The sequence below is a fragment of the Saccharopolyspora sp. NPDC000359 genome (assembly GCF_040300525.1).
In the GTDB taxonomy this organism is placed as follows: domain Bacteria; phylum Actinomycetota; class Actinomycetes; order Mycobacteriales; family Pseudonocardiaceae; genus Saccharopolyspora.
In genome coordinates this window covers 17,777-43,166 of the sequence record NZ_JBEPDU010000060.1, presented here as the reverse complement: position 1 = coordinate 43,166, position 25,390 = coordinate 17,777, and the positions used below count along the sequence as shown (strand labels likewise).

Here is a 25,390-nt window from a genome sequence, read left to right as displayed (position 1 = left end):
GCTCCCGGCCGCGACCACACCCACACCCGTACCCGGGGCAGGGGTCGCGTCCACGAACGTGGCCATCAGCGGTGTCATGACACCATTCTCCCAAGACTCGAACAAGAATTCGAGCACATCACCATCCCACAATCAGGTGATCAACACGCGAAAACTCTTGCATATATGGGGAAACCAGAAACAACCTCAAGGGGGCCGTGCGCAAGCCAAGACAGTCCACACGAGAGCAGAGAACGGTTCGTAGACGCGGGAACTGCTATTACCTGTGCGAAGTTGAGGCTGGGTAGAAGACGTCAGCGTCACCCCGAGCCAGTGGATCCACGTTCGGCGGTGCACCGGAGACGGAGCCGGGGAACGTCACGCCAGAACACGCCGCCAGGCGACCGCTACCCACAACCAAAATCCGAGCAACACCCCGAAACCCCACAGCTAGCCCGCAACCAGAAAACGAGCCACCCCTGAACCCACCGGTTCCACCCCGCACGACACAACCCCCCCCACCAGTCCCGGCCACCTCGTCACCGGGGGCCGAGTCGAGAAGCCGGGTCCGTCCCACACCGGGTCATCCCCGTGACATGAAGCCGAACCAGCCCCACAACCCCCAAACCGCGGGGATGGCCACCCCGCACGACACAACCGACAACAAGCCCCAACCACCCACCCCAACAGCAACCTCGAAGCAGCAACGAACATCAACCAGCAACCCACCCCCAACCGAGCTATGTTCGCCAACATGGTCGGAAGGACGAGAACCGGAGGAGCGAGATCCCAAACCCTCTCCAGGGGAATCAGGATCCTGGAACTCCTGTCCACCTCCGACCGACCGCGCACCATCGACGAGATAGCAGCGGAACTCGGCGTGCACCGCTCGATCGTCTACCGGATGGTCCGAACCCTGGAAGACCACCGCCTGGTAGCCCGCGACTCCGCTGGGCGCTGCGCCCCTGGCGCAGGCCTGGCCGTCCTGGCCCACGGTGTCTCCCGCGACCTGCAGAGCGTCGCCGTCCCCGAGCTGGCCTCGGTGGCGGCGGACCTGCGCATGACGTGCTTCGTGGTCGTGCACGACCACGGTGAGTGCATCACCTTGGCCAGTGTCGAGCCCCGGCGCGCGGCGGGCACTGTGGCCGAGCACCCCGGTACCCGCCACCCGCTGGAGCACGGGGCTCCGGGCATCGCGCTGTTGACGTTGCTCGGGACTGAAGGGATGGGCGCTGACGTGGCCGAGAGGGTGGCGCAGGCGCGTCGGCAGGGGTTCGCGACCAGTCATGACGAGGTGATCCCCGGGTTGTCGTCGCTGGCCGTGCCGATTCCCTCGCATGCTCCGAGCTGCGCGGCGATTGGTGTCGTCTACGTCGCCACCGATCGTGCACTGGCGGATCTGGCCGAGCGGCTGCAGATCGCGGCGAACTTCATTGGCGCGCAGACGGCGTAGGTGGCGCTGCTGCGCAGCCGGCGGTGACCGTCGCCCAGTTGCGCCTATTCTTCCAGGCATGACGGTTTTGCGGCGGGTGCCCGGTACCGCGGTCGACGTGGCCTTGGCGGTGCTGGTCGCTGTCGTGGTGCTGCTCTCCGTGCTGCTGAACTTCGCGGTCGAGCAGGGTGTCCTGCGGCTGTTCGACGTGCTGATGATCCTCGGCACCTGCACGGCCCTGGTGCTGCGCCGCCACTTCCCGGTTCCCGTCGCGCTGGTCGCGCTGGTGGGTTGTGCGGTCTACTACCCGCTCAGCACGGTGGACGGTCCGCTGCTGCTGGCCTTCGCGGTCGCGCTGAGCACCGTGGCTGCCGAGGGACGCACGGCCGTCGCGGTGCTGCTCGCGGTGGTGGCGATGCTGCTCGTCGGCTACGGCGAGGTCAGCGGCGGGCAGCGGCACCTGGACGACACCTCGCTGTACCTGTTCGCCGGGTGGCTGGTCGCAGCCGTCGCGATCGGCGGGCTGGTGCACAACCGGCGCGCTTACCTCAACGAAGCGGAGCAGCGGATGCTGGCGGTGGAGCGGGAGAAGGAGGAGGAAGCCCGCTCCCGGGCGAACGAGGAGCGGCTGCGCATCGCGCGGGAACTGCACGACGTGCTCGGCCACCACCTCTCGCTGATCAACGTGCAGGCCGGGGCCGCGCTGCACCGGATGGACGCCGAGCCCGCGCAGGCCGGGTCGGCGCTGACCTCGATCAAGCAGGCCAGCAAGGAGGCGCTGCGCGACCTGCGGGCCGCGCTCGGCGTGCTGCGCCAGGTCGACGAGGCGCCAGTCGGGCCGGCGCCCGGGTTGGGGCGGCTGGACGACCTGGTCGCCCAGGCCCGCGCGACGGGGTTGGCGGTGCGGGTCGAGGTCGACGGCGAGCCCCGGTCGCTACCGCCGGAGGTGGACCTGGCCGGGTACCGGATCGTGCAGGAGGCGTTGACCAACGTGACCCGACACGCCGACGCGCGCACCGCCCTCGTGCGGGTCAGCTACTCCGGTCAGGATGTGCACGTGCAGATCGACGACGACGGGACCGCTACGCCGACGCGGAACGTCCATCGGGGCAACGGGATCCGCGGCATGGAGGAACGGGCGCGGGCGTTGGGTGGGGAGCTCACCGCGGGCCCCCTGCCCACCGGTGGGTTCCAGGTGGCGGCCAGCCTGCCGTGGCGGGCCGCGCGGTGATCCGGGTGCTGCTGGCCGACGACCAGACGCTGGTGCGCGCCGGGTTCCGCTCCATCCTGGCCGGGGAGGACGACATCGAGGTGGTCGCGGAGGCCGCCGACGGTGCCGAGGCGGTGCGCCGCGCCGCCGAGCTGCAGCCCGACGTGGTGCTGATGGACATCCGGATGCCGGCGCTGGACGGGCTGGAGGCGACCCGGCGGATCTGCGCCGACCCGCAGCTGGCGGCGGTGAAGGTGCTCATCCTGACCACCTTCGACGTCGACGACCACGTCTACGGGGCGCTGCGCGCCGGGGCGAGCGGGTTCCTGGTCAAGGACACCGAACCGACCGAGCTGATCCACGCGGTGCGCGTGGTGGCCCGCGGCGACGCGCTGCTGGCCCCGGCGATCACCCGGCGGCTCATCGCGGAGTTCGCCGCGCGCAGCGACCGACCGGCACCCAGCCCGCGGTTGGGGGCGCTGACCGATCGGGAGCGGGAGGTGCTGGTGCTGGTGGCGCGTGGGCTGTCCAACGACGAGATCGCCGGTCGCCTGGTGCTCAGCCCGGCCACGGCGAAGACCCACGTCAGCCGGATCATGAGCAAGCTCGGGGTGCGCGACCGCGCGCAACTGGTGGTGCTGGCCTACGAGTCGGCGCTGGTCACCCCGGGCTGGCTGAGCTGAACCGGGCGCAACTCCGGGTGTAGGGGAGCGCCCCTAGGGGGCAACCGGCGCGGTACCCGAAGTGCCCTCCGCAGCCCGACGTCCGGCGCCCGCCGCGGCGCCAGGCTGGTGGGCATGGATCCGGAAACCCTCGACCTGGCGCGCCTGCAGTTCGCCCTGACCGCAGGCGGGCACTTCCTGTTCGTCGCGCTGACCATCGGGTTGGCGACGCTGGTGGCCTGCGTGCAGACCTGGGCGACGCTGTCGCGGAACCCGGTTCACGAGCGGATGACCCGGTTCTGGGGTCAGCTGTACGTGATCAACTACGCGGTGGGCATCGTCACCGGGCTGGTGATGGAGTTCCAGTTCGGGCTGGCCTGGAGCGGGCTGATGCACACCGCGGGCAACGTCATCGGTGCCTCGCTGGCGATGGAGGCGCTGGTCGCATTCTTCCTCGAATCGACGTTCCTGGGTTTGTGGATCTTCGGCTGGGGGCGGGTGAACCGCTGGGTGCACCTCGGGTTCATCTGGGTCGTCGTGCTCACCGCCTACGCCTCGGCGTACTGGATCATGGTGTCGAACGGGTTCCTGCACAACCCCGTGGGCTACGAGCACTCCGACGGCGTGCTGCGGCTCACTGACGCCTGGGCGGTGTTGACCAACCCCACCGCCACCACCGCCTTCTGGCACATCCTGGGCGGTTCCCTGGTGACCGCGGGCGTGTTCGTGGCGGGGATGAGCGCCCTGCACCTGTTCCGCCGGACCGCCGAGGTGGAGCTGTTCACCAAGTCGCTGCGCACCGGCCTGTTCACCGCGTTGCCCGCGCTGTTCGTGACGGTGGTGGCGGGCAGCATGCAGTTCCCCCACCTGCAGCCGATGAAGGACGCCGTCCTCTCCCAGGACGGCGACCGGGTCGTGGAGCTGCAGGCGGAGCTCGCGGGCCGCTTCGGCCCCGGGGACTACGTGCCGCCGGAGGCGTGGACCGCGACGGCCGCGATCGTGATGCTGCTGGCCTTCGCGCTGCTGCTGTACCTGCTGGTGCCGAGCGTGCTGCTGGCGTTGTTCAAACCCGTCGTGCGGCGGTTCCGGTTGTGGCACCTGGTGCTGGTGGCGGCCGTGCCGCTGCCCTTCCTGGCGATGATCTCCGGCTGGGTGTTCCGCGAGGTGGGCCGCCAGCCGTGGGTGGTCTACGGCGTGCTGCGCGTCGAGGACGCGGTCTCCGACGTGTCCGCGACGGCGATGCGGACGTCGCTGCTGCTCTTCACCGTCCTGTTCGGACTGCTGCTGGTGGTCAACTGGTGGCTGCTGGTGCGCCAGGCGCTGCGCGGCCCCGGCGCGGTGGCCCTGGGGCGCGCACCCGAACCCGAACCCCGTCCGATCTCGGCCGCGTTCTGAGGAGCGAATCGTGGAGTTGCTGGCAATCGCGGTGCTGGGCGTGTTCGCCCTCGGCTACTTCCTGCTCGGGGGTGCCGACATCGGGGTGGGCATGCTGCTGCCCGCGCTGGGGCGGGACGCGCGGCAGCGGCGGGTGGTGATCACCGGCATCGCGCCGTTCTTCCTCGGCAACGAGGTGTGGCTGGTGGCTGCCGCCGGGATTCTGGTCGGAGCCTTCCCCGAGCTGGAGGGTGAACTGCTCAGCGGCCAGTTCCCGGCCGTGGTGCTGCTGCTGGTCGGCTGGGTCGTGCGTGACATGGGCCTGTGGCTGCGGGGTCGGCTCGATGCCCGCGGGTGGTGGGCGGTGTGTGACGCGGCGATCACCGGCGGCAGCTGGGTGGTCGCGCTGAGCTGGGGCTGGATGTTCGCCGGGCTGCTCGTGGGCCAGGTCGGCGAGGTGGCCGCCGGTCCAGGGGCGCTGCTGGCGGCGGTAGCGGTCGCGACGCTGTTCGCGGTGCACGGGCTGGCGTTCGACCGGCTCCGGTTGTCCGGGTTGCCCCACCAGCGCGCAGGCGCCTTGTTCGGGCGCTTCGGGGAGTGGCGGGGGTTCGCGCTCACCTGCGCTGCGGTGGTGGCGCTGTGCCTGGCGGTCGGGTTCCGCCTGCCGCTGGCGGAGCGCACCGCCGACCCCGGCACACTCGGCCTGCTGCTGCCCGCCGTGCTGGTGCTCACGCCGTTGTTGGTCGCTGCCCAGGCCTGCGTGTGGTGGGTCTTCCGGGCTCGCGCGGAAAGGCCGCTGTACCTGTGAACAAGCGACTGCTCGGCCTGCTGCCGCGGTGGACCCGGTGCTCGGTGGCGGTGCTGGCGCTGGTGCAGGCCGGGCTGATCATCGCGCAGGCGGACCTGCTCGCCCGCGCCATCGCGCTGCTCGAAGCCACCTACCTGCCGTGGCTCGCCGGAGCCGTGGTGCTGCGCGCCTGCACCGCCTGGTGCAGCACCGCCCTCGTGCAGGGCGCCGCTGCGAATCTCAAGGCAGACCTGCGCGGCTCGCTCTTCTCGCGCGCGGCTTCGCAGCGGTCGAGCGGATCCTTCAGCACGCTGGTCACGAAGGGGATCGACGCGCTGGAACCGGCGATCACCGGAGTGGTGCCGCAGCTGGCGGTCGCGGTGCTGGTGCCGCCGATCGTGCTGCTGCGGCTGGGGCTGGCCGACTGGTCCTCGGCGTTGATCGTCGCCCTGACCCTCCCGCTGATCCCGCTGTTCGGCGCGCTGATCGGCCTGCGCACCCGCGACGTGACCGAGGACCAGTGGACGCACCTGCAGCGGCTCGGCGGGCACTTCCGCGACGTGCTGGCCGGGTTGAGCACGCTGCGGGTGTTCCGGCGGGCCGAGCATCAGCGGGCGGTGATCGGGCGGATGGCCGACGAGCACCGCTCGGCGACGATGCGCGCGCTGCGGGTGGCGTTCCTGTCTGGTTTCGCCTTGGAGTTGGTGGCGTCGCTGGCGGTTGCGCTGGTCGCGGTGCCGGTGGGCTTGCGGCTGCTGTCGGGCGGGGTGGACCTGACCACGGCCCTGGTGGTGCTCCTGCTGACACCGGAGGCGTTGCTGCCGTTGCGAGCACTGGGCACCCGGTTCCACGCTGCCGCCGAAGGCATGGCGGCGGCCGAGCAGGTCTTCGAGGTCCTGGACGCACCAACCGCGGTGCAGGGCGGCACGCGGCGCGAGGCCACTGCGGGCGAGATCCGCTTCGAGGACGTCACCGTGCACTTCCCCGGTCAGGAGACCCCGGCGTTGGACCGCGTTTCGCTCGTGGTCCGGCCGGGGGAGCGGGTGGCGCTGGTCGGACCCAGCGGTGCGGGCAAGTCCACGGTCCTGCACCTGCTGCTCGGGTTCGTCCAGCCAACCGCCGGCCGGGTGCTGGTGGACGGTGTCGACCTGCGCGAACTTGACGTGGCGGAGTGGCGCCGCCAGGTCGCCTGGGTGCCGCAGCACCCTCATCTGTTCGCCGGGACGATCGCGGACAACATCCGCCTCGGCGCCAGCGGTGCCTCCATGGCGCAGGTCCGGGAGGCCGCCCGCGCGGCGCACGCGGCGGAGTTCATCGAGCAGCTCCCGGACGGCTACCGAACCCGGCTGGGGGAGCGCGGCGCCGAGCTCTCCGCCGGTCAGCGGCAACGCGTCGCGGTCGCCCGCGCCTACCTCAAGGACGCGCCGATCGTCCTGCTCGACGAGCCGACAGCACGCCTGGACCTGCACGCCGAGGCAGCCCTGATGGCCTCGGCGACAGAAGTGCTCCACAGCCGGACCGCCATCGCGGTGGCGCACCGGCCAGCGCTGCTGAAAACCGCGGATCGGGTGATCCGCGTGGTCTGCGGCTCGGTGGAGGTGGCGGCATGAGCGGGCTCGCGGTGACGTCGCTGCTCCGCCGCACCTGGCTCCGCCTGCTGGCGGCCATCGCCGCGGGGGTGACCGCGGAGCTGTGCGCGGTGGGCCTGATGGCACTGGCGGCCTGGCTCATCACCCGTGCGGCCGAGCAGCCCGCGCTGTCCGCGCTGAGCCTGGCCATCGTCGGGGTGCGCGCCTGTGCCCTCGCCCGCGGGGCGTTCCGCTACCTGGAGCGCTTGGTGGGGCACGACGCCGCGTTGCGGGCGGTCGCGCGGCTGCGGCCGGAGGTGTTCCGCGCTCAGCTGGGGCGACCCGCGCTGCGTGACGGGGATGCCCTGTCCCGCTTGGTCTCCGACGTCGACAGCGTGCAGGAACTGCTGCTGCGCTGCCTGTCCCCGGCCGCGATCGCCCTGGTCGTCGCCACCGGCTCGGTCATCGCCTGCACCGCGGTGGTCCCGGCCGCCGGAGTGGTGCTGGCAGGTGGGCTGCTGGTCGCGGCGGTGGCGCTCCCGGCCTTCGCGGTGCTGACCCACCGGCAGGACCAGACCGCCGCCGACCGGGCCGAACTGTCCGTCGCCGCGGCCGACCTCGTGGAGGGAGCCCACGAGCTGGCCGCCTTCGGCGCAGTTCCCGTGGCGGTCGCGCGCGCCGAGCAGCACGCAGCGCGGATGCGTCGACGGGACGGCCGAGCAGCGCGCAGCACCAGTGCCTTGGTGGCGGCCGGTGTCCTGGTGGAGGGCGCAACAGCGGTGGCCGTGTCCTGGTCGGCGCTGCTCGCCGGACAGTCGCAGACCGGTGCCGCCGTGGTGGGGTTCCTGGCCCTGGCGGCGTTCGAAGCCGTCCTCCCGCTGACCGACGCCGCGCGCCGCTGGACCGAGCACCGCCCAGCGCTGCGGCGGATCACCGAACTGCTCGCCGCACCCCCGGTCGCGCTCCCGCCGGTCAACTCGGAGGGCCTCGCGCTCCACGGTGTTTCGGTGCACTACGACCGGCCAGCCCTCACCGACGTGGACCTGACCATCGACCCCGGCCGGACGGTGGCCGTCGTCGGTGCCAGCGGAGCGGGCAAGAGCACTTTGCTCGGCGTCCTCGCCGGGCTCGTCCCCGCTTCGTCGGGGCAGGTGCAACGGCCGGAAACCCGTGCGGTGACGCAGGACGCGCACGTCTTCAGCGCCACCATCCGGGACAACTTGCTGCTGGCCGCACCGGGTGCCGACCAGGCTCGGCTGGAACAGGCGGCCGAGCAGGCCGGGCTGCTGGCCTGGATCCGCCGCCAGCCAGCAGGTTTCGACACCTCCGTCGGCGAAACCGGGCAACCGCTCTCCGGCGGTCAGCGGCAGCGCCTGCTGCTGGCGCGGGCGCTGCTGTCCGAGCCGGACGTGCTGCTGCTCGACGAGCCGACCGAAGCGCTGGAACCTGAACTGGCCGACGACGTCCTGGCGCGGGTCCTGCGCACCAGGGCCGGGCGGACCACGATCGTCGTGACGCACCGGCTGGCCGGTCTGGAGCGGTTCGACGAGGTCCTGGTGCTCGACTCGGGCCGGATCGTCCAGCGCGGACCGCATCGGGAGCTGGTGGCGGCCCCAGGCCCGTTCCGGGACCTGTGGGCGGCGGAAGCGTTGACGGACTTCGCGACCTGGGCGCACGATGATTTGGAGGCCGCGCCGCGGCGCTCGGGGAGAGGAGGCGCGACCGGTGACCCAGCACACCCCCGCGGGGTACTTCCGCGACTGGACGATCACCGAGCTCGCCGACCAGCTGCGCAGCGGTGAGACCAGCGCCGTCGAGCTCGCCCGCGCCGCGCTGCGCGCCATCGACCAGTTCGACGCCGAGCTCAACGCCTTCACCGCCGTCGACCGCGGCGCAGCGGTGCGAGCCGCGGAGAAGGCCGACGCCGAACTCGCCGAAGGCCTCGACCGCGGTCCGCTGCACGGCATCCCGGTGGCGGTCAAGGACCTCGTCGAGGTGGCCGGGTCGCGCACCGAGATGGGCTCGGCACACTTCGCCGACCACGTGTCCACATCGGACGCCGACTGCGTGCGGCGGCTCCGCGCCGGTGGCGCGGTGCTGGTCGGCAGGACCACCACCCACGAGTTCGCCTTCGGCCCCACCGGTGACAGCGCGCACCGCGGCCCGGCCCGCAACCCGCACGACACCACCCGGATCACCGGCGGTTCCAGCGCGGGCAGCGGCGCCGCGGTCGCGGCCGGGATGGTGCCGCTGGCGCTGGGCACCGACACCGGGGGATCGGTGCGGGTCCCGGCCGCGCTGTGCGGGGTGGTGGGGTTCAAACCAGCGTTCGGCGCGATCTCCACCGACGGGGTGTTCCCGCTGGCGCAGTCGCTGGACCACGTCGGCGTACTCGCCCGTACCCCGCAGGACTGCCGCACCGGCTACCGCGTCCTGGCCGGGCTGCGCAGCACACCCAGCCAGGAGCGCGGGCAGGCCGCGAGCATCGGGTGGCTGGACCCGAACGCGCTGCACCCGACGGACCCGGCCATCACCCGGGCCGCCCGCGCCGCCCTCGACGTCGACGGACTGGCTGTGCGGGAGGTCGGCATCCGCGATCCGGACCTGGTGCACCGCGGCTTCCAGGGCATCCAGCACAGCGAGGCCTACGCCAACCACGCCGAGCGCGTGTCCGAGCACCCGGAGCTGTTCACCGACGACGTCCTGGAGCGGCTGCGGCAGGCGGCCCGGACTGCTGGTTGGCAGCACGTGCGCGCGCTCGCCGCGCGCGACCAGTGGCGGCGCGAGGTCCAGGAGCTGCTCTCCGAGGTCGACCTGCTCGCCATGCCCACCACCTGCGTCGTCGCCACCGAGCTCGGCCGCCGCGAGACCACCGTCGACGGGGTCGAGGTGGACGTGCGCGCCGCACTGATCGGGCTGACCAAGCCGTGGAACCTCGCGGGCGTCCCCGCCGTGTCGGTGCCCGCCGGGCGGGTCGGCGGACTCCCGGTCGGCCTCCAGCTCGTCGGCCGACCGGGCCGGGAGGACGTCCTGCTGGCCGTCGCCGCCCGCACCGGCGGCTGAGCCTCAGCCCCGGACCGCCTCCGCGATCGCCCTGCCCAGGTCCTCGGTGGTCGCCCTCCCACCGAGGTCGGGCGTGCGCGGGGCCGAGGAGTCGGCGAGGACGCGGTCGATCGCGGCGACCACGTCGGCACCAGCCTCCGCCAGCCCGAGGTGGTCCAGCATCATCGCCGCCGACCAGATCTGCCCGATCGGGTTGGCGATGCCCCGACCTGCGATGTCCGGCGCCGACCCGTGCACCGGTTCGAAGGTCGACGGGTAGTTGCGCTCGGGGTTGATGTTGCCCGACGGCGCCACCCCGATCGTGCCGGTCACGCCCGGCCCCAGGTCGGAGAGGATGTCGCCGAACAGGTTGCTGGCCACCACCACGTCGAAGCGCTCCGGCGACATCACGAACCGCGCGCACAGGATGTCGATGTGGTCCTGGTCGACGGTGACCTCCGGGTACTCCGCGGCGATCGCGGCGAACCGCTCGTCCCAGTACGGCATCGAGTGGTAGATGCCGTTGGACTTGGTCGCCGAGGTCACGTGCGGTTTGCCGAGCTGGCGGGCCAGCTCGAAGGCGTAGCGCATGATCCGGTCGGTGCCGTGCCGGGTGAAGGCCGCGGTCTGCAGCACCATCTCGGTCGGGGTGCCCTCGCCCTGCCTCCCGCCCAGCTGCGAGTACTCGCCCTCGGTGTTCTCTCGGACCACCCAGAAGTCGATGTCGCCGGGCTGCTTGTCGCGCACCGGCGGCGTCACGCCCGGCAGCAGCCGCACCGGCCGCAGGTTCACGTACTGGTCGAACTCGCGCCGGATGGGCAGCAGCAGCCCCCACAGCGACTTGTGGTCGGGCACGCCGGGCCAGCCGACCGCGCCGAGCAGGATCGCGTCGTGGTCCCGCAACCGCGCCAACCCGTCGGCGGGCATCATCGCCCCGGTGCTCTTGTAGGTCTCGCAGCTCCAGTCGAAGTGCTGGTAGCCGAACCGCACGCCGTACTTGGCGCCGACCACGTCGAGCACCCGCAACGCCTCGGGCATGACCTCGTTGCCGATCCCGTCACCGGGCAGCACCGCGAGTTCGTACTGCTGCACTCTCCACCTCGTCCCTCGGATGTCGCGTTCCCGGGGCCATCTAACGCCCCGCCCCGGGCGCGGGCCAAGACCCCGGCGGCAATCGTCGGTGGCGTCACCGCCGCGCAGCGACTACGAAGGAGCACGTGGATGCGGCACGGGCACTGCGCGAGATCGCGTTCTGGCTGGAACGGGCCGGTGCGCCCAGCTACCGGGTGCGGGCGTTCCGGCGGGCCGCCGCGGTCGTCGACGAGCTGCCGGACCTCGACGACCGGGTGGCTGCCGGGCGGCTGACCGAGCTGGCGGGCATCGGCCGCACGACCGCGGGCGTCATCGAGGCCGCCCACCGCGGCGAGGTCCCCGCCTACCTGGCCCGGCTCCGGTCCGAAGTGGACGTGCCGGAGCGCGGTGCGGAGCTGCGGGCGGCGCTGCGCGGCGACTGCCACACGCACTCGGACTGGTCCGACGGCGGCAGCCCGATCGCCGAGATGGCCACCACCGCCCGCGACCTCGGCCACGAGTGGGTCGCGCTGACCGACCACTCGCCGCGGCTGAAGGTGGCCCGCGGCCTGTCCGCGGACCGCCTGCGCGAGCAGCTGGAGGTCGTCGAGGAGCTCAACGAGCGGTTGGCGCCGTTCCGCGTCCTGACCGGCATCGAGGTCGACATCCGCACCGACGGGTCGCTGGACCAGGAGGAGGAGCTGCTGGCCCGGCTCGACGTGGTGGTGGCCAGCGTGCACTCGGAGCTGCGGATGCCCGCGGCGGAGATGACCCGCCGGATGTGCGCGGCGGTGGCCAACCCGCACGTGGACGTGCTCGGGCACTGCACCGGCCGCCTGATCGGTGGCAAGAAGCGCCCGCAGTCGACCTTCGACGCGCGAGCGGTGTTCGAGGCGTGCCGGGACAACGGGGTCGCCGTCGAGATCAACTCGCGGCCCGACCGGCTGGACCCACCCCGCGAGCTGATCCGGTTGGCCCGCGACGTCGGCTGCCTGTTCAGCATCGACTCCGACGCCCACGCCCCCGGCCAGCTGGACTGGCTGGCGCTCGGCTGCGCCCGCGCCGAGGAGTGCGACGTGTCCCCGGACCGCGTCCTCAACACCCGCACCGCCGACCAGCTCGCCGCGGGCTGAGGGACCCGCACTGAGCAGGGCAGATGCCTGAACGTTCAAGTACTTCTCGCGTATGCTGGTCCGGTGACCGAACCCCGATGGCTCAGCGACGCCGAGCAGTGCGCCTGGCGGAAGTTCGCCGCGCTGATGACGGTTGTCCCGGCCAAGCTCGACGCGCAGCTGCAGCGGGACTCCGGGCTGACCCACTTCGGCTACTGGGTGCTGGCGATGCTCTCCGAGGACCCCGACCGCGCGCTGCGGATGAGCGACCTGGCGGCGCGGGCCAACGCCTCCCCGTCCCGGGTCTCGCACGTGGTCGCCCGGTTGGAGCAGCAGGGCTGGGTGCGCCGCCAGCGCGCCAGCAGCGACGGGCGGGGCAACGTCGCCGAGCTCACCGACGCCGGGTACGACAAGGTCGTGGCCGCCGCGCCGGGGCACGTGGCCCAGGTCCGGGACCTGGTCTTCGGCGGGCTCACCGAAGACCAGGTGCACCAGCTCAACGAGCTCTGCACGGCCGTCCTCGCGCACCTCGACCCGGGCGGCGAGCTCACCACCACCCCGCCCCGCGCCTGACGTCGGGCACGCGCGCACAGGTGGTGCTCAGGCCACGACTCCGGTGTCCTGCTGGGCGAACTGGGTGCGGTAGAGCTCGGCGTACAGGCCGTCGCGGGACAGCAGGTCGGCGTGCGTGCCGTCCTCGGCGATGCGCCCGCCGGAGATGACCAGGATTCGGTCGGCCTCCCGGATGGTGGCCAGGCGGTGCGCGATGACCAGCGCGGTCCGCCCGGACAGGGCCGTGCGCAGTGCCGCCTGCACGGCTGCTTCCGACTCCGAGTCCAGGTGCGCGGTCGCCTCGTCCAGCACCACGACCGGCGGGGCCTTGAGCAGCAGGCGGGCGATCGCCAGCCGCTGCTTCTCGCCACCGGAGAGCCGGTAGCCGCGGTCGCCGACCACCGTCTCCAGCCCCTCCGGCAACGCCTCGACGAGGTGGCCCAGCTGCGCGGTGCGCAGTGCGTCGAGCAGTTCCTCGTCGGTGGCGTCGGGCCGGGCGAAGGCCAGGTTGGCGCGGATGGTGTCGTGGAACATGTGCGCATCCTGGGTGACCACGCCGACGGTGCGGTACAGCGAGGCCAGCGTGACGTCCCGGACGTCGTGGCCGCCGATGCGCACCGCGCCGGAGTCGACGTCGTAGAGCCGCCCGGCCAGGTTGGTGATGGTGGTCTTGCCCGCGCCGGAGTGCCCGACCAGGGCGATCGTCTGGCCTGGTGCGGCGCGGAAGGAGATGTCGTGCAGCACCTCGTGGGCGGGCGAGCTGTCCTTGCGGGCCACCGACTCCAGCGAGGCCAGCGAGACCTCGTCGGAGGCCGGGTAGCGGAACGACACCCGGTCGAACTCGACGTCGGCGGCGTCGGCGGGCAGCTCGGTGGCGTCGACCTTCTCCTGCACCATCGGGCGCAGGTCCAGCACCTCGAAGACCCGGTCGAAGCTGACCAGCGCGGTCATCACGTCCACGTGCACGTTCGACAGCGCGGTCAGCGGCCCGTAGAGCCGGGTGAGCAGCGTGGCCAGCGCGACCAGGGTGCCGAGCTCGAAGGCGCCGGTCAGCACCAGGCCGCCGCCCAACCCGTAGACCACCGCGGTGGCCAGCGAGGCCAGCAGCGTCAGCGCGACGAAGAAGACCCGGCTGTACATCGCCGAGACCACGCCCATGTCGCGAACCCGCGCGGCCCGCTCGGAGAACCTGGCGGCCTCCTCGTCGGCGCGGCCGTAGAGCTTGGCCAGCATCGCCCCGGCCACCCCGAAGCGCTCGGTCATCAGCGAGCTCATCTCGGCGTCGACCTTCATCTGCTCCCGGGTGATCCGCTGCAGCCGCCGCCCGATCCAGCGCACCGGCAGCAGGAACAGCGGCAGCAGCGCCAGCGCGATCAGGGTGATCTGCCAGGACAGCGTCAACATGGTGGCCAGCACCAGCACCAGGCTCAGCACGTTGGACACCACCGAGGACAGCGTGCTGGTCAGCGCCCGCTGCGCGCCGATGACGTCGTTGTTGAGCCGGCTGACCAGCGCCCCGGTCTGGGCCCGCACGAAGAACGCCACCGGCATCCGCTGCACGTGGTCGAAGACCTCCGAGCGCAGGTCGTAGATCAGCCCCTCGCCGAGCCGGGCGGAGTACCAGCGCTGCAGCAGCGACAGCGCGGCGTCGAGGAAGGCGACCCCGGCGACCGCGACCGCCAGCCAGACCACCACCGACATGTTCCGCGGCAGGATCCCGTCGTCGATGATCGCCTTGAACAGCAGCGGGTTGACGATGCCGAGCACGGCGGCCAGCACCACCAGCGCCAGGAACGGGATGATGTCGCGTAGGTACGGCCGGGCGTAGCGCAGGATGCGGCGGGCCAGTCCCGGCGAGAGCCGCTGCCGGGTCACCGACCCGTCGCTGGCGAAGGACCGCATCGTCTCCCAGCTCACCGTCATCTCCGCTGCCCCCTCTGGATGTTCGTCGAATGCACGACGCCATCCTCGAACCTCGTGCAAGGTCGAAGTCAACCACGCCGTCCGCGGTCCGGTGCCCGGATCGGAGATCACCCAGGTGTCGCAACGGCGCGCACGGGCGACGAACTTGAACGAACCTTCGGGTACGTTACTCTGTGCGCTGGCTCGGGCACTTTCCGAACTCGGCGGGGGATCGGTTCGGGGGCGGCGGTCCAGATGGGAGCGACTGGGTGTTGATCGGCACGTCAGCCGGGGGTGGCTGGTGACGGTTTCCGAGCTGGATGCCAACCGCATCCCGCTGCGGGTGGCGGATCGGTTCTTCCTCGCCGCGCACGCCGGCGGGCAGCGGATCACCCCCCGGGTGGACGGTGCGCTGGTGTCGCTGGGCTGCGCCGCGGGCCTGCTGGCCGAACTGATCCTGGAGGAGGAGATCGCGGTCACCCCCAGCGTCCGGCCCAGCGGGCGGGGGCGTTGCCCGGACTTCCTGTCCTGGGCGGTCCTGCGGGAGATCCGCGAGGAACCCGGCCACGACCTGCGCACCTGGCTGGACTACCTGGGCCAGGCCGCCACCGAGAAGGTCCGCGCCCGGCTGGTCATCATCGACGTGCTGCGCGAGGTGCCGGTCTCGGCCGGGTGGCGCGGGGGCGCGGCCTCGGCGTGGCGGTTCGCCGACTCCGGCGTGGCCAGCCCGGAAGCCGCGCTGGAGCTGCTGTTCACCAGCGCCGAGACCGCCACGGGCAACGGCATGATCACCGTCCCGGAACGCCTCGCCGAGATCACCTTCGCGCTGCTGGCGCGCGAGACCGGCGTGATCCGCAACGTGCGGTTGCCCAAGAACGTGGCGCGGCAGGGCGACTTCCGGATGAAGTCCTGGCAGAAGCGCGTCCCAGGCCCGCTGCGGAACCTGATCGCCGAGGTCGCGGCCGCGCGCGGCCAGTCGGCCATCACCCCGAGGCACTGATATCGCCGAACCCGAGGAGGAGCGAGAGTTGCCACCGTCCAAAGTGTCCGCCGCACTGGCCCGCGCTCGACTGGGTGTGACCTCGATCGTCTTCTTCACCGTCGCCGCGGCGGCCCCCGAGACGGTCGTCGGCGGCGGCGCGGTCAGCGGTTTCGCGGTGTCCGGGGTGACCGGGATCCCGCTGGGCTACCTGGCCATCGCGCTGGTCCTCGGGCTGTTCGCGATCGGCTACGTCACGATGTCGCGGCACGTGGAGAACGCCGGGGCCTTCTACGCCTACATCGCCAAGGGCCTGGGCCGGGTGGCCGGCACCGGGGCGGGCGCGGTCGCGCTGGTGTCCTACCTGCTGATCCTGGTCAGCCTGGCGGGTGGGCTCGGCGTGGGGGCGGCCGACTTCCTGCGGCAGGTCACCGGGAGCACCGCGCCGTGGTGGGTGTTCGCGGGCGTGGGACTGGCCGCGGTGGCGGTGCTCGGCGTGCTGCGCATCGACGTCAACGGCCGGGTGCTGGGGGTGCTGCTGCTGGCCGAGGTGGCGATCATCCTGACCTTCGACGCGGCGTTCGTCGCCAACCCGTCCCCGGACGGCGTCGTGCTCGACACGCTCAACCCCGCGCAGCTGGCCACCGGGGCGGCCGGGGTGATCCTGGTGATCGCCTTCACCGGGTTCATCGGCTTCGAGAACTCCACCGTGCTGGCCGAGGAGGCCAGGAACCCGCGCACGGTGATCTACGCGACCTACATCTCGCTGGTGGTCATCGGCGGCCTGTACTCGCTGTCGACGTGGGCGATGACGGTGGCCACCGGGCCGGGCGACATCGTCGCGCAGGCCGAGACCCACTCCACCGAGCTGCTGTTCGTGCTCGCCGGGCAGCGGCTGCCGGGGGTGCTGGTGACCCTCGGCTCGGCCCTGTACGTCACCAGCCTGTTCGCCGCGATGCTGTCGTTCCACCACGTCTGCTCCCGCTACTTCTTCGCGCTGGGCCGGGAAGGCGTGGGCCTGAGCTGGTGGGGGACCACCAGCTCGCGCACCGCGGCCCCGGCGGCGGGCTCGCTGACCACCACCGCGATCTCCCTCGTCGTGGTGGGGCTGGTGGCGGTGACCGGGATCGACCCGATCACCTACCTGTTCTTCTGGGGCGCTTCGGCCGGTGCGCTCGGCGTGCTGTCGCTGGTGATGCTGACCTCGGTCGCGGTCCTGGGCTACTTCCTGGCCCACCGCGACCACGGCCACAGCCGGTGGCGCACCCTGGTCGCCCCCTCGATCGCGGCGCTGGTGCTGGCCGTGGTGCTGCTGCTGACGGTGGTCTCGTTCGGCACGGTGCTCGGTGTGGAGGACGGCGACCCGGCGGCCTGGGCGCTCCCGCTGGGCTTCCTGGTGGTGTTCGTGCTCGGTGTCATCTGGGGCGTGACCTTGAAGCGCGTCCGCCCGTGGGCGTACGCGCGCATCGGCTTGGGAGCGCGCGCGGCGACGGTGCAACCAGGGAAGGAGACGGCCGGTGTCCGGTGACGACGTGCGCATCCGAACCCTGCTCCGGGCCTTCGCCGACGACGAGTTCGCCCGGTGGCTGGCGCCGGACCAGCAGCACCGCCACCGGGTCTACCGGGAGTGGTTCGGCATGGTCGTGCCGCGCGCGGAGCGGATCGGCGAGGTGGTCGTCGGAGCCGACGGCCTCGCGGTGCAGGTCTGGCTCCCGGGCCGCGACGGACCACCGAGCCTCCTCGACGAGGACGGCAACCGGCGCTTGGCCGAGCTCGCCGGGCCGCGCGCGGAGCGCTTCCGCGAGTTCGGCGCGCTGGCGGAGGCCCAGCACCCCGCCCAACCGCACCAGTACCTGGCGATGATCGCGGTCGACCCCTCGGCGCAGTCCACCGGCGTCGGTGGCGCCGAGCTGCGCCGCGCCCTGCAGCGGTGGGACGCCCAAGGGCTGCCTTCCTACCTGGAGGCCAGCAGCGCCCGCAGCCGGAACCTCTACCTGCGCCTGGGCTTCCGCGACACCGGCGCCCCGATGGTCCTCCCGCACGACGGCCCCACCATGTACCCGATGTGGCGCGACGCGGGTGGGTAATCGTCAGCCCACCGCGATCGTCCCCGCCTGGACGACCATCCGGGGCGGGCGGGTGAGCGCGGTGATGTCGGCCAGCGGGTCGGTGTCCAGCACGACCAGGTCGGCGTGCGCACCAGGGTCGAGCGTGCCGACCTCGCCGGGCATCCGCACGAGTTCGGCGGCCACGGACGTCGCGGACCGGATGATCTCCAGGGGCGCCTGCACCTCCGCGCGGATCCTGAACTCCTCGCTCTGGTAGCGCTGCATGCCGCCGAGCAGGTCGGTGCCGAAGACTACGTCGACACCGCCGCGGACCGCCCGCTCGAGGGCGCCGAGCCCGCCTTCCAGGACCTGCGCCACCTTCTCCCAGCTGCCGCGGGGCAGGCCGTGCTCCATGCCCTCGCGCTGCAACGCCCAGTAGGTCACCAGCGTTGGCACCAGGAACGCCCCCCGCTCCACGAGCAGCTGCACGCTGCGGTCGTCCAGCAGGTTCCCGTGCTCGACGCAGCGCACCCCCGCTTCGAGCGCCCGGTTGATCGCCGCTGGTGGGTAGGCGTGCACGGTCACGTACCGGCCAGCGGCCCGAGCTTCGTCGACGATCGCGCGCAGCTCGTCCACCGAGTACTGGGTGGAGTCGATGTGGTCGGTGGGGGAGGCGACGCCACCGGAGGCCATCACCTTGATGTGGTGCGCGCCGCGCCGCAGTTCGTCGCGCGCGGCCAGCCGGACGCCGTCCACCCCGTCGGCGATCCGGCTGGAACCACCGCAGAACGGGTGGTCGTCGTGGACCCGCACCCCGGCGGTCCGCTTGTCGCCGTGCCCACCGGTCTGGCTCAACGCCTTGCCGCCGAAGACCAGCCGCGGGCCGCGGATGAGGCCGTCCTCCTGCGCGGCGGCGAACCCGTAGTCCGCGCCGCCGACGTCGCGCACCGTGGTGAACCCGCGATCGAGCATCGCGCCCATGTTGCGCACCGCGCCGGCGGCGATGTAGCTCGGCGACCAGCCGCGCAGCGCGGTGGTGTCGGCGGTGATGCCAGCGACGTGCACGTGGGCGTCGATCAGGCCCGGCAGGACGTACCCGCCGCGCAGGTCCACCTCGGTGGCACCGGTGGGAGCGGTGGCCCGTCCGCCCACCTCGACGATCCGCCCGTCCGCGCACACCAGGTCTCCTTCCCGGTAAGTGCCTGATCCGACGTCGAGCAGGTGGGCGTTGCGCAGGACCAAGGAGTTCAAGGGTGTCCCTTCGAGTAGTCGTCAGCGGACCGGAGCGCCCGGGCCGAGCGGGATGCCCAGGCCCCACCAGGCGAAGAACAGCACCGTCCAGACCAGCAGCATCGACAGCGCGAGCGGGATGGTCATCGCGGCCAGCGTGCCGATGCCGGCCTCGCGCCGGTACCGCTGGACGAAACCCAGCGCCATCACGAAGTACGGGCTCATCGGCGTGATCACGTTGGTGCAGGAGTCGGCGATGCGGTACAGCGCCTGGGTGGTCTCCGGCGGGATGTCCAGCAGCATCAGCATCGGCACGAACACCGGGGCGACCAGCGCCCACTGCGCCGAGCCGCTGGTGACCACCAGGTTGATCAGGCTGACCAGCACCAGGATGCCCAGGAATACCAGCAGGCTGTGCGCGCCGAGCGATTCCAGCAGCGCCGCGCCGTGGATGGCGGTGACCTCACCGATCCCGGTCCACTTGAAGAAGGCGAGGAACTGCGAGACGGCGAAGAACAGCACCAGGATCGGGGCGATGTCGCGCAGCCCCTGCACCATCAGGTCCGGCAGGTCGCGGCTGCGCCGGACCACCCCGACGGCGGTGCCGTACGCGGCGCCGGTGATCACGAACAGCAGCGACAGGACGGCCGCGATCCCGGACAGCAGGGGCGATTCCAGCAGTGACCCGTCCTCGCCGCGCAGCGGCGACCCGCTCGGGAGGGTCACCACCACCAGCACCGCGAGGTAGCCGAGCGCGGCGATCCCGGCGTTGCGCAGGCCGCGCCGCTGGTCAGCGGTGAGCGCCAGGGACGAGTCGTCCAGCTCGACGTTCGCGTCGTCCTCGCCGGTCTCCACCCTCTTGGCGAGGAAGCCCTCCACGACCAGCGTTATGACCGCGGACAGCACCACCGAGGAGGCGGCGGAGAAGAAGTAGTTGGCCACCGGGCTCACCACGTGGGTCGGGTCCAGCGTGCCGGCCGCGGCGGTGGTCAGCCCGGACAGGATCACGTCGGTCGGCGTGATCAGCGGGCTGGCGTCGGTCCCCGCGGAGATCGCGACCAGCGCCACCACGATCCCCAGCACCGGGCTGCGCCCGACCGCGCGGAACACGATCGCGCCCAGCGGGATGAGCACGATGTAGGCGGCGTCGGAGGCGACGTGCGCGATCATCCCGGTGAACGCCAGCGCGAACGTCACCCCGCGGCGGGGCACCCGGACCACCGCGGCGCGCAGCACGGTGGTCAGCAGTCCGGCCTTGTCCGCCACCGCGACACCGATCATGGTGACCAGCGCGGTACCCAGCGGCGGGAACGTCACGAAGTTCTCCACCACCCCCGAGACGGCGGTGCGGATCCCGTCGGCGGAGATCAGGTTGCGGACCGCGACGATCCCACCGTCCGCCGGGTTGACCGCGGTGACGCCCAGCGCGTGCAACACCCAGCTGAGCACCGCGAGCACCGCGCTCAGGATCCCGAACAGCCAGAACGGGTGGGGGAGCAGGTTGCCCGCGCGTTCGACACCGGCCAGGACCCGGACCAGCACGCGGGTGGACCGCGGTGGTGTCTGCGCAGCGCCACGCACGATGCGACCTCCTGGGACGGGTGCCGGGACGTTGGCGGTCCAGCGGCAGGATGCGCAGCACGCTACGTTGGCTCGATAAAATCAGTCAAGAACGAGATGAGAATGAAACAGTCATTCATAGGGTGAGAAAGTTAAGGGAACTTCGGTCTCGATGGTGGTTCGTCCATGGGAGCGTCGGGGGCCGCAGCCGGGATCGTCGAGGAGCGCCGGGGGAGGCCGTACGATCCCGGTCGTGCCCGAGACACTGGATGACGCCGACCTCGACCTGGTGGCGGCGCTGCAGCGAGCGCCGCGCGCCGGGGTGCGGTTGCTCGCCGAGGTGCTGGACATGTCCGCCAGCACCGTCAGCCGCCGCCTCGCCCGGCTGGTCGACGAGCGGCTGCTGAAGGTGATCGGCCAGGTCAACTGGTCGGTGTTCTCCGACGCGCACCCGCAGCACCTGTGGATCTCCGCGCAACCCGGCACCGCGGGCCAGGTGGCCCGCGACCTCGCGGCACTCCCGGAAACCCAGTTCGCCGCGGTCACCTCCGGTCGCTCCGACGTCTACGGCATCCTGCAACCGAGCGCACGGGCCGACGCCGACTGCCTGATCACCGAGCGGGTCGGCGGCATTCCCGGCGTGGTGGCCACCCACACCGAGATCGCCCTGCGCTCCTACGCCTCCGCGGCGACGTGGCTGCTCGACCGGCTCACGGCGGAGCAGGAGGAGCGCCTGCGCGCGGAGAACCCGGCGCACCGCGACACCGGTGCGACCGGGTTCAGCGCGGACGAGCGGCGGGTGGCGCGTGCGTTGCAGCACGACGGGCGGGCGAGCGCGGCGGACATCGCGCGCCGCTTGGAGCTGAGCCAGTCCACCGCGTACCGGACGGTCCAGTCGCTGCTGGAGCGCGGTGCCATCGTGCCGAGGGTGGAGATCGAGCCCGCGGTGCTGGGCTTCCCGGTGGAGGCGGTGATCTCGCTGACGACGGAGCTGCGCTCGATCACCTCCACCGCCGAGGCGCTCGGCAGGCACCCGTCGGCCCGCTTCGTGTCCACAGTGGCCGGGAGCGCGTCGATGATCTACAACGGCGCGTTCCGCGACGAGGACGACCTCGCCGACCTGCTGACCGGGGACCTGGCGGCGATGGACGGCATCAAGGCCGTGGAGGTCGCGGTCATGCTCCGCGTGCTGACCCGGTACTGGCTGCCCCGCGAAGGGGTGCTGCTCGGTGGCGACGCCGCTCAGGTCTCGGCGCCGACGTAGTGGAACTGCCAGGTCCCGTCCGGGGTGCGGCGGCCGCGCTCGTAGATCAGCAGCGGTGGGACCGCCTGGGCGTTGCGAGCGCGGGCGGGCAGCGTGATCCGCGGGATCGGTTTCCCCGAGCCGTCCGCGGGCACGTCGACCTCGCTCCCGTCCTGCGGACCGCCCCGCAGCACAACCCTGATGTCTGGCAACGCGGAACTCCCTCCTGAAGTGATCGGCACCACTTCAGACCAGGGTGCTCGGAGACCGGTTCCCGGTGTCACTTGATCGTGTGGCGGGTGCTCAGATCATCTCGGTGATGCCCGGTTCCACGCCCAGCAGGGCGCGGCCGAAGACCTCGGCGTTGGAGGCCGGGTGGGCGAGCGCGTGCCGGGCCGCGGTCTGGATGTCGCGCACGATGCCGTGCAGCGGGTCCCGCTCCGACATCGCGCCCGCCCCGTAGGCGTTGATGAGCATCTCGACGGCTTCCCGGCACTGCCGCACCGCGTAGCTGGAGTGCTGCCGGAGGCGGGTTCGCTCCAGCAGGTCGGGGTGCGTGCCGGCGCGCGCGTGCCCGTCGACGACGGCGGCCGACCGGTGCGCGATCATCCGGGCGACGTCGATCCCGGTGGCTGCCTCGGCGACCGCCAGTTGGAACCCGGTCGAGTCGAGCTGGCGCTCGTAGCTGGTGAACGAGATGCCCCGCGCACCGGACTGTGCGACGACGTGCTCCAGTGCCTGCTCGGCCATCCCGAGCAGCGGCGCGATCAGGAAGGTGGCCAGCGTGGGCACCAGCGCCGCCTGGTACCGCGGGGAGTCGTTGCCGGTGCGGGGGAACTCGCCGCGCGTGGCGGGACCGCGGTGCAGCACCCGGTGGTCGGGGATGAACAGGTCCTGGCCGACCAGTAGGTTGCTGCCGGTGGCGCGCATCCCGAGGGTGAACCAGGTGTCCTCGACGGTCAGCTCGCGCATCGGCACCAGCCCGAAGGCGGCGCCCTGCTCCGGGAGCGTCATGCCGAGCATCGCCCACTCCGCGTGCAGGCACCCCGACGCCGGGGCCCACCTGCTGCTCACCAGCCAGCCGCCGTCGGCGCGCCGGGCCCTGGCCTTCGGGGAGAGCACCTGGCAGACCTTGGTGTCCGGGTCGGTGCCGAAGACCTCCTGCTGCGCCTGGTCCGGGAACAGCCCGGTCAGCCAGTCACCGCAGCCGAGGATCATGACCAGCCAGCCCGCCGAGGCGTCGCCCTTGGTGACCTCCGCGGTGGCGTCCAGATAGGTGCGCAGGTCGAGCTCCGCCCCGCCGAAGCGCCGCGGCACCCACGCGCGGAACAGCCCGGCCGCCTCCAGCGCGGCGATCACCTCGTCGGCCAGCCTGCGTTGCTGCTCGCCCTCGCTGCGGTGCGACGCGAGCTGATCGCGCAACGCCGCGGCCCGTGCGACGACGTCCAGCTGCGGCTCCAGCGGAGCGTGGGCCTCCACCATCCAGTCCTCCACGATCACCCGTCCTGATGATCAGTGTGCCTGCACCGCCGCGGCGGAGGGCCAGGTGGTCCGCACCGGGGGCTCCGTCAGGTCGCCTCCGGGGTCACCAGGACGTGGAGGGTCCGTGGGCCGTGCACGCCTTCCACGCGCTTGAGCTCAATGTCGCTGGTGGCCGACGGGCCGCTGATGAAGGTCATCGGCCGCGCCGGGTCCAGTCGCCGCAGGGCCTCCGGGACGTCGTCGGCGACCTGCGACTCGGAGACCACGCAGATGTGCACGTCCGGCACCAGGGTCACCGCCCGGTGCCCCTGGCCCGGCCCGTGGTCGAGCACGATCGTGCCGGTGGAGGCGATGCCCACCACGGCCGTGGTGATCACCGCGTCGACGCGCTCCAGGCCGGCGGTGTCGATCCCGACCCCGTCCTCGACCTGGTCGAACTCCGCGCGCAGGGCATCGCACCACGCCTGTGGTACCCCGGCTGGGGCGAGGACCCGGCGGGCTCCGAGGTCGTGCGCCGCGGCCGTGATCGCGGCGGTCAGCCCGCCCGGTGCGACCCGGTGCACGGTGGCCCGGTAGTCGGCGACCCGCTCGCAGAACAGGCCGACGAGGTCCTCCGCCGGGCGGTGCTCCCGGTAGTGCCGCGGCACGTCGGCCAGCGACGTCCGCTCGGTGCCCGCGATCGCCGAGCGCACCCGGCCCAGGACCGCCTCGCGTGCCGCGCTCATCGCGCATCGCCCCCTCGGTTTCGCTCCCACCACGTTCGGAACGGTTCTTCGGCCGGGGCCGGTGCATCGCGCGCATCGGTCCACCGGGACAGCGGCGGGGGCAGGCGGCCGATAATGCCCTTGCGGCCGACCACCCGGCGGCTCAGCGCCGCCACCTTCTGCGCGGCGGCCAGCCGCTTGGCGTCGCCGAGCACCCACGACGCCAGGGCCATCAGCGCGTCCAGCGGCTTGGACCGCCAGCCGCGGTGCTCCTCGACCACGCGGGTCCGCAGGTGCACCAGCAGGTCCGGGATGTCGATGGCGACCGGGCAGACGTCGTAGCAGGCCCCGCACAGCGAGGACGCGTAGGGCAACGACTTGTCCACTTCGGACCCCGTGCCGCGCAGCTGGGGCGTCAGCACCGCCCCGATCGGGCCGGGGTAGACCGAACCGTAGGCGTGCCCGCCGGTGCGCTCGTACACCGGGCACACGTTCAGGCAGGCCGAGCAGCGGATGCAGCGCAGCGCCTGGCGGCCGACCTCGTCGGCGAGGGCGTTGGTGCGGCCGTTGTCCAGCAGCACCACGTGGAACTGCTGCGGCCCGTCGCCCGGCGTGACGCCGGTCCAGGTCGAGGTGTAGGGGTTCATCCGCTCCCCGGTGCTGGAGCGCGGCAGCAGCTGCAGGAAGACCTCCAGGTCCTGCCAGCGCGGCACCAGCTTCTCGATCCCGACGACGCTGATCAGCGTCTCCGGCAGGGTCAGGCACATCCGGCCGTTGCCCTCGGACTCCACCACGACCAGCGTGCCGGAGTCGGCGACGGCGAAGTTCGCCCCGGAGACGGCGACCTTGGCCCGCAGGAACTTCTCCCGCAGGTGGCGGCGCGCCGCTTCGGCCAGCCGCGCCGGGTCGTCGGTGAGGTCGGTCGGGGCGGGCACGCCGACCTCGCCCATCTCGCGCTGGAAGATCTCCCGGATCTCCGCGCGGTTGCGGTGGATCGCGGGCACCAGGATGTGGCTGGGCGAGTCGTGCCCGAGCTGGACGATCAACTCCGCCAGGTCGGTCTCCCAGGCGTCGACACCGGCCGCCTGCAGCGCCTCGTTGAGCTCGATCTCCTGGGTGGCCATCGACTTGACCTTGACCACCTCGCGCTCCCCGGTGGCGCGCACCAGGTCCACCACGACGCGGTTGGCCTCCGCGGCGTCGCGCGCCCAGTGCACGGTGCCGCCCGCGGCGGTCACCGCCGCCTCGAACTGCTCCAGGTAGGTGTCCAGGTTGGACAGCGTGTGGGCCTTGATCGCCGCACCGGCCTCGCGCAGCTGCGCCCAGTCGTCCAGCTCGTCGACCACGTCGGCGCGCTTGCGCCGGATCGTTGAGGTGGCGTCGGCGAGGTTGTGCCGCAGCTGCGAGTTGGCCAGTTCCCGCTTGGCCGCCTGCGGGAACGCGGGCATACCCA

At 72.2% G+C, this 25,390-nt stretch carries 22 protein-coding genes; 14 read left to right on the top strand and 8 right to left on the bottom strand.

Going from position 1 to position 25,390, the window contains the following annotated elements; translation table 11 throughout:
* Positions 1–733: 733 nt before the first annotated feature.
* The 8 genes from ABT324_RS29045 to ABT324_RS29010 all read left to right on the top strand — a co-directional run bounded on the left by ABT324_RS29045 (position 734) and on the right by ABT324_RS29010 (position 10,075).
* Complete coding sequence (locus ABT324_RS29045; RefSeq protein ID WP_351183919.1) at positions 734–1,432, top strand: IclR family transcriptional regulator; 699 nt, start codon at positions 734–736, stop codon at positions 1,430–1,432.
* Between the two features lie 58 nt (positions 1,433–1,490).
* Positions 1,491–2,642, top strand: coding sequence for a sensor histidine kinase (locus ABT324_RS29040; protein WP_351183917.1), 1,152 nt, complete (start codon positions 1,491–1,493; stop codon positions 2,640–2,642).
* Complete coding sequence (locus ABT324_RS29035) at positions 2,639–3,304, top strand: response regulator (RefSeq protein ID WP_351183925.1); 666 nt, start codon at positions 2,639–2,641, stop codon at positions 3,302–3,304. The genes ABT324_RS29040 and ABT324_RS29035 overlap by 4 nt, the downstream gene beginning before the upstream one ends.
* Positions 3,305–3,418: 114 nt before the next feature.
* Positions 3,419–4,678 (top strand): cytochrome ubiquinol oxidase subunit I, encoded by a 1,260-nt coding sequence (locus tag ABT324_RS29030; protein ID WP_351183915.1) that lies wholly within the window; start codon positions 3,419–3,421, stop codon positions 4,676–4,678.
* 10 nt (positions 4,679–4,688) lie between these two features.
* Positions 4,689–5,465: a cytochrome d ubiquinol oxidase subunit II gene (locus tag ABT324_RS29025; protein WP_351183913.1), complete on the top strand. Its 777-nt coding sequence runs from the start codon at positions 4,689–4,691 to the stop codon at positions 5,463–5,465.
* Positions 5,462–7,054: a thiol reductant ABC exporter subunit CydD gene (cydD, locus tag ABT324_RS29020; RefSeq protein WP_351183911.1), complete on the top strand. Its 1,593-nt coding sequence runs from the start codon at positions 5,462–5,464 to the stop codon at positions 7,052–7,054. Before ABT324_RS29025 ends, cydD begins: the two co-directional genes overlap by 4 nt.
* Positions 7,051–8,814, top strand: coding sequence for a thiol reductant ABC exporter subunit CydC (gene cydC / locus ABT324_RS29015; RefSeq protein ID WP_351183909.1), 1,764 nt, complete (start codon positions 7,051–7,053; stop codon positions 8,812–8,814). The genes cydD and cydC overlap by 4 nt, the downstream gene beginning before the upstream one ends.
* Complete coding sequence (locus tag ABT324_RS29010) at positions 8,738–10,075, top strand: amidase (RefSeq protein ID WP_351183907.1); 1,338 nt, start codon at positions 8,738–8,740, stop codon at positions 10,073–10,075. The genes cydC and ABT324_RS29010 overlap by 77 nt, the downstream gene beginning before the upstream one ends.
* 3 nt (positions 10,076–10,078) lie before the next feature.
* Here ABT324_RS29010 and ABT324_RS29005 read toward each other — a convergent pair whose 3' ends face one another.
* A complete protein-coding gene (locus ABT324_RS29005) occupies positions 10,079–11,146 on the bottom strand; it encodes a tartrate dehydrogenase (RefSeq protein ID WP_351183905.1) in 1,068 nt (355 codons plus the stop codon).
* Positions 11,147–11,271: 125 nt separating this feature from the next.
* Between ABT324_RS29005 and ABT324_RS29000 the strand changes: the two genes are divergently transcribed.
* Entirely contained in the window at positions 11,272–12,258 is a 987-nt protein-coding gene (locus ABT324_RS29000; RefSeq protein WP_351183903.1) for a PHP domain-containing protein, read from the top strand.
* A 63-nt stretch (positions 12,259–12,321) separates the two neighbouring features.
* Positions 12,322–12,810, top strand: coding sequence for a MarR family winged helix-turn-helix transcriptional regulator (locus tag ABT324_RS28995; RefSeq protein WP_351183901.1), 489 nt, complete (start codon positions 12,322–12,324; stop codon positions 12,808–12,810).
* Between the two features lie 27 nt (positions 12,811–12,837).
* Here the strand turns inward: ABT324_RS28995 and ABT324_RS28990 are convergent, their stop codons facing one another.
* Complete coding sequence (locus ABT324_RS28990; RefSeq protein WP_351183898.1) at positions 12,838–14,712, bottom strand: ABC transporter ATP-binding protein; 1,875 nt, start codon at positions 14,710–14,712, stop codon at positions 12,838–12,840.
* Positions 14,713–14,992: 280 nt separating this feature from the next.
* Between ABT324_RS28990 and ABT324_RS28985 the strand changes: the two genes are divergently transcribed.
* Genes ABT324_RS28985 through ABT324_RS28975 form a run of 3 tightly spaced genes read left to right on the top strand, consistent with a single transcriptional unit; the run spans position 14,993 to position 17,757 of the window.
* Positions 14,993–15,691, top strand: coding sequence for a GPP34 family phosphoprotein (locus ABT324_RS28985; RefSeq protein ID WP_351183896.1), 699 nt, complete (start codon positions 14,993–14,995; stop codon positions 15,689–15,691).
* 28 nt (positions 15,692–15,719) lie between these two features.
* A complete protein-coding gene (locus ABT324_RS28980; protein ID WP_351183894.1) occupies positions 15,720–17,198 on the top strand; it encodes an APC family permease in 1,479 nt (492 codons plus the stop codon).
* Entirely contained in the window at positions 17,188–17,757 is a 570-nt protein-coding gene (locus tag ABT324_RS28975; protein ID WP_351183892.1) for a GNAT family N-acetyltransferase, read from the top strand. Before ABT324_RS28980 ends, ABT324_RS28975 begins: the two co-directional genes overlap by 11 nt.
* Before the next feature lie 3 nt (positions 17,758–17,760).
* Here the strand turns inward: ABT324_RS28975 and ABT324_RS28970 are convergent, their stop codons facing one another.
* Both ABT324_RS28970 and ABT324_RS28965 read right to left on the bottom strand, forming a co-directional pair.
* Positions 17,761–18,969 (bottom strand): metal-dependent hydrolase family protein, encoded by a 1,209-nt coding sequence (locus ABT324_RS28970; RefSeq protein ID WP_351183890.1) that lies wholly within the window; start codon positions 18,967–18,969, stop codon positions 17,761–17,763.
* Between the two features lie 21 nt (positions 18,970–18,990).
* Positions 18,991–20,529: an AbgT family transporter gene (locus tag ABT324_RS28965; protein WP_351183888.1), complete on the bottom strand. Its 1,539-nt coding sequence runs from the start codon at positions 20,527–20,529 to the stop codon at positions 18,991–18,993.
* Between the two features lie 232 nt (positions 20,530–20,761).
* Here ABT324_RS28965 and ABT324_RS28960 point away from each other — a divergent pair, with 232 nt between their 5' ends.
* Positions 20,762–21,772 carry an Lrp/AsnC family transcriptional regulator gene (locus ABT324_RS28960; RefSeq protein WP_351183886.1) on the top strand — a complete coding sequence of 337 codons (1,011 nt, stop codon included), beginning with the start codon at positions 20,762–20,764 and terminating at the stop codon, positions 21,770–21,772.
* Here the strand turns inward: ABT324_RS28960 and ABT324_RS28955 are convergent.
* The 4 genes from ABT324_RS28955 to ABT324_RS28940 all read right to left on the bottom strand — a co-directional run bounded on the left by ABT324_RS28955 (position 21,751) and on the right by ABT324_RS28940 (position 25,385).
* A complete protein-coding gene (locus ABT324_RS28955) occupies positions 21,751–21,963 on the bottom strand; it encodes a DUF8847 domain-containing protein (protein WP_351183884.1) in 213 nt (70 codons plus the stop codon). The genes ABT324_RS28960 and ABT324_RS28955 overlap by 22 nt on opposite strands.
* A 91-nt stretch (positions 21,964–22,054) precedes the next feature.
* Entirely contained in the window at positions 22,055–23,233 is a 1,179-nt protein-coding gene (locus ABT324_RS28950; RefSeq protein ID WP_351183882.1) for an acyl-CoA dehydrogenase family protein, read from the bottom strand.
* Positions 23,234–23,319: 86 nt separating this feature from the next.
* On the bottom strand, positions 23,320–23,958 hold the full coding sequence (locus ABT324_RS28945; RefSeq protein ID WP_351183880.1) for a LutC/YkgG family protein: 639 nt from the start codon (positions 23,956–23,958) through the stop codon (positions 23,320–23,322).
* A complete protein-coding gene (locus ABT324_RS28940; RefSeq protein WP_351183923.1) occupies positions 23,955–25,385 on the bottom strand; it encodes a LutB/LldF family L-lactate oxidation iron-sulfur protein in 1,431 nt (476 codons plus the stop codon). The genes ABT324_RS28945 and ABT324_RS28940 overlap by 4 nt, the downstream gene beginning before the upstream one ends.
* Positions 25,386–25,390 lie beyond the last annotated feature (5 nt).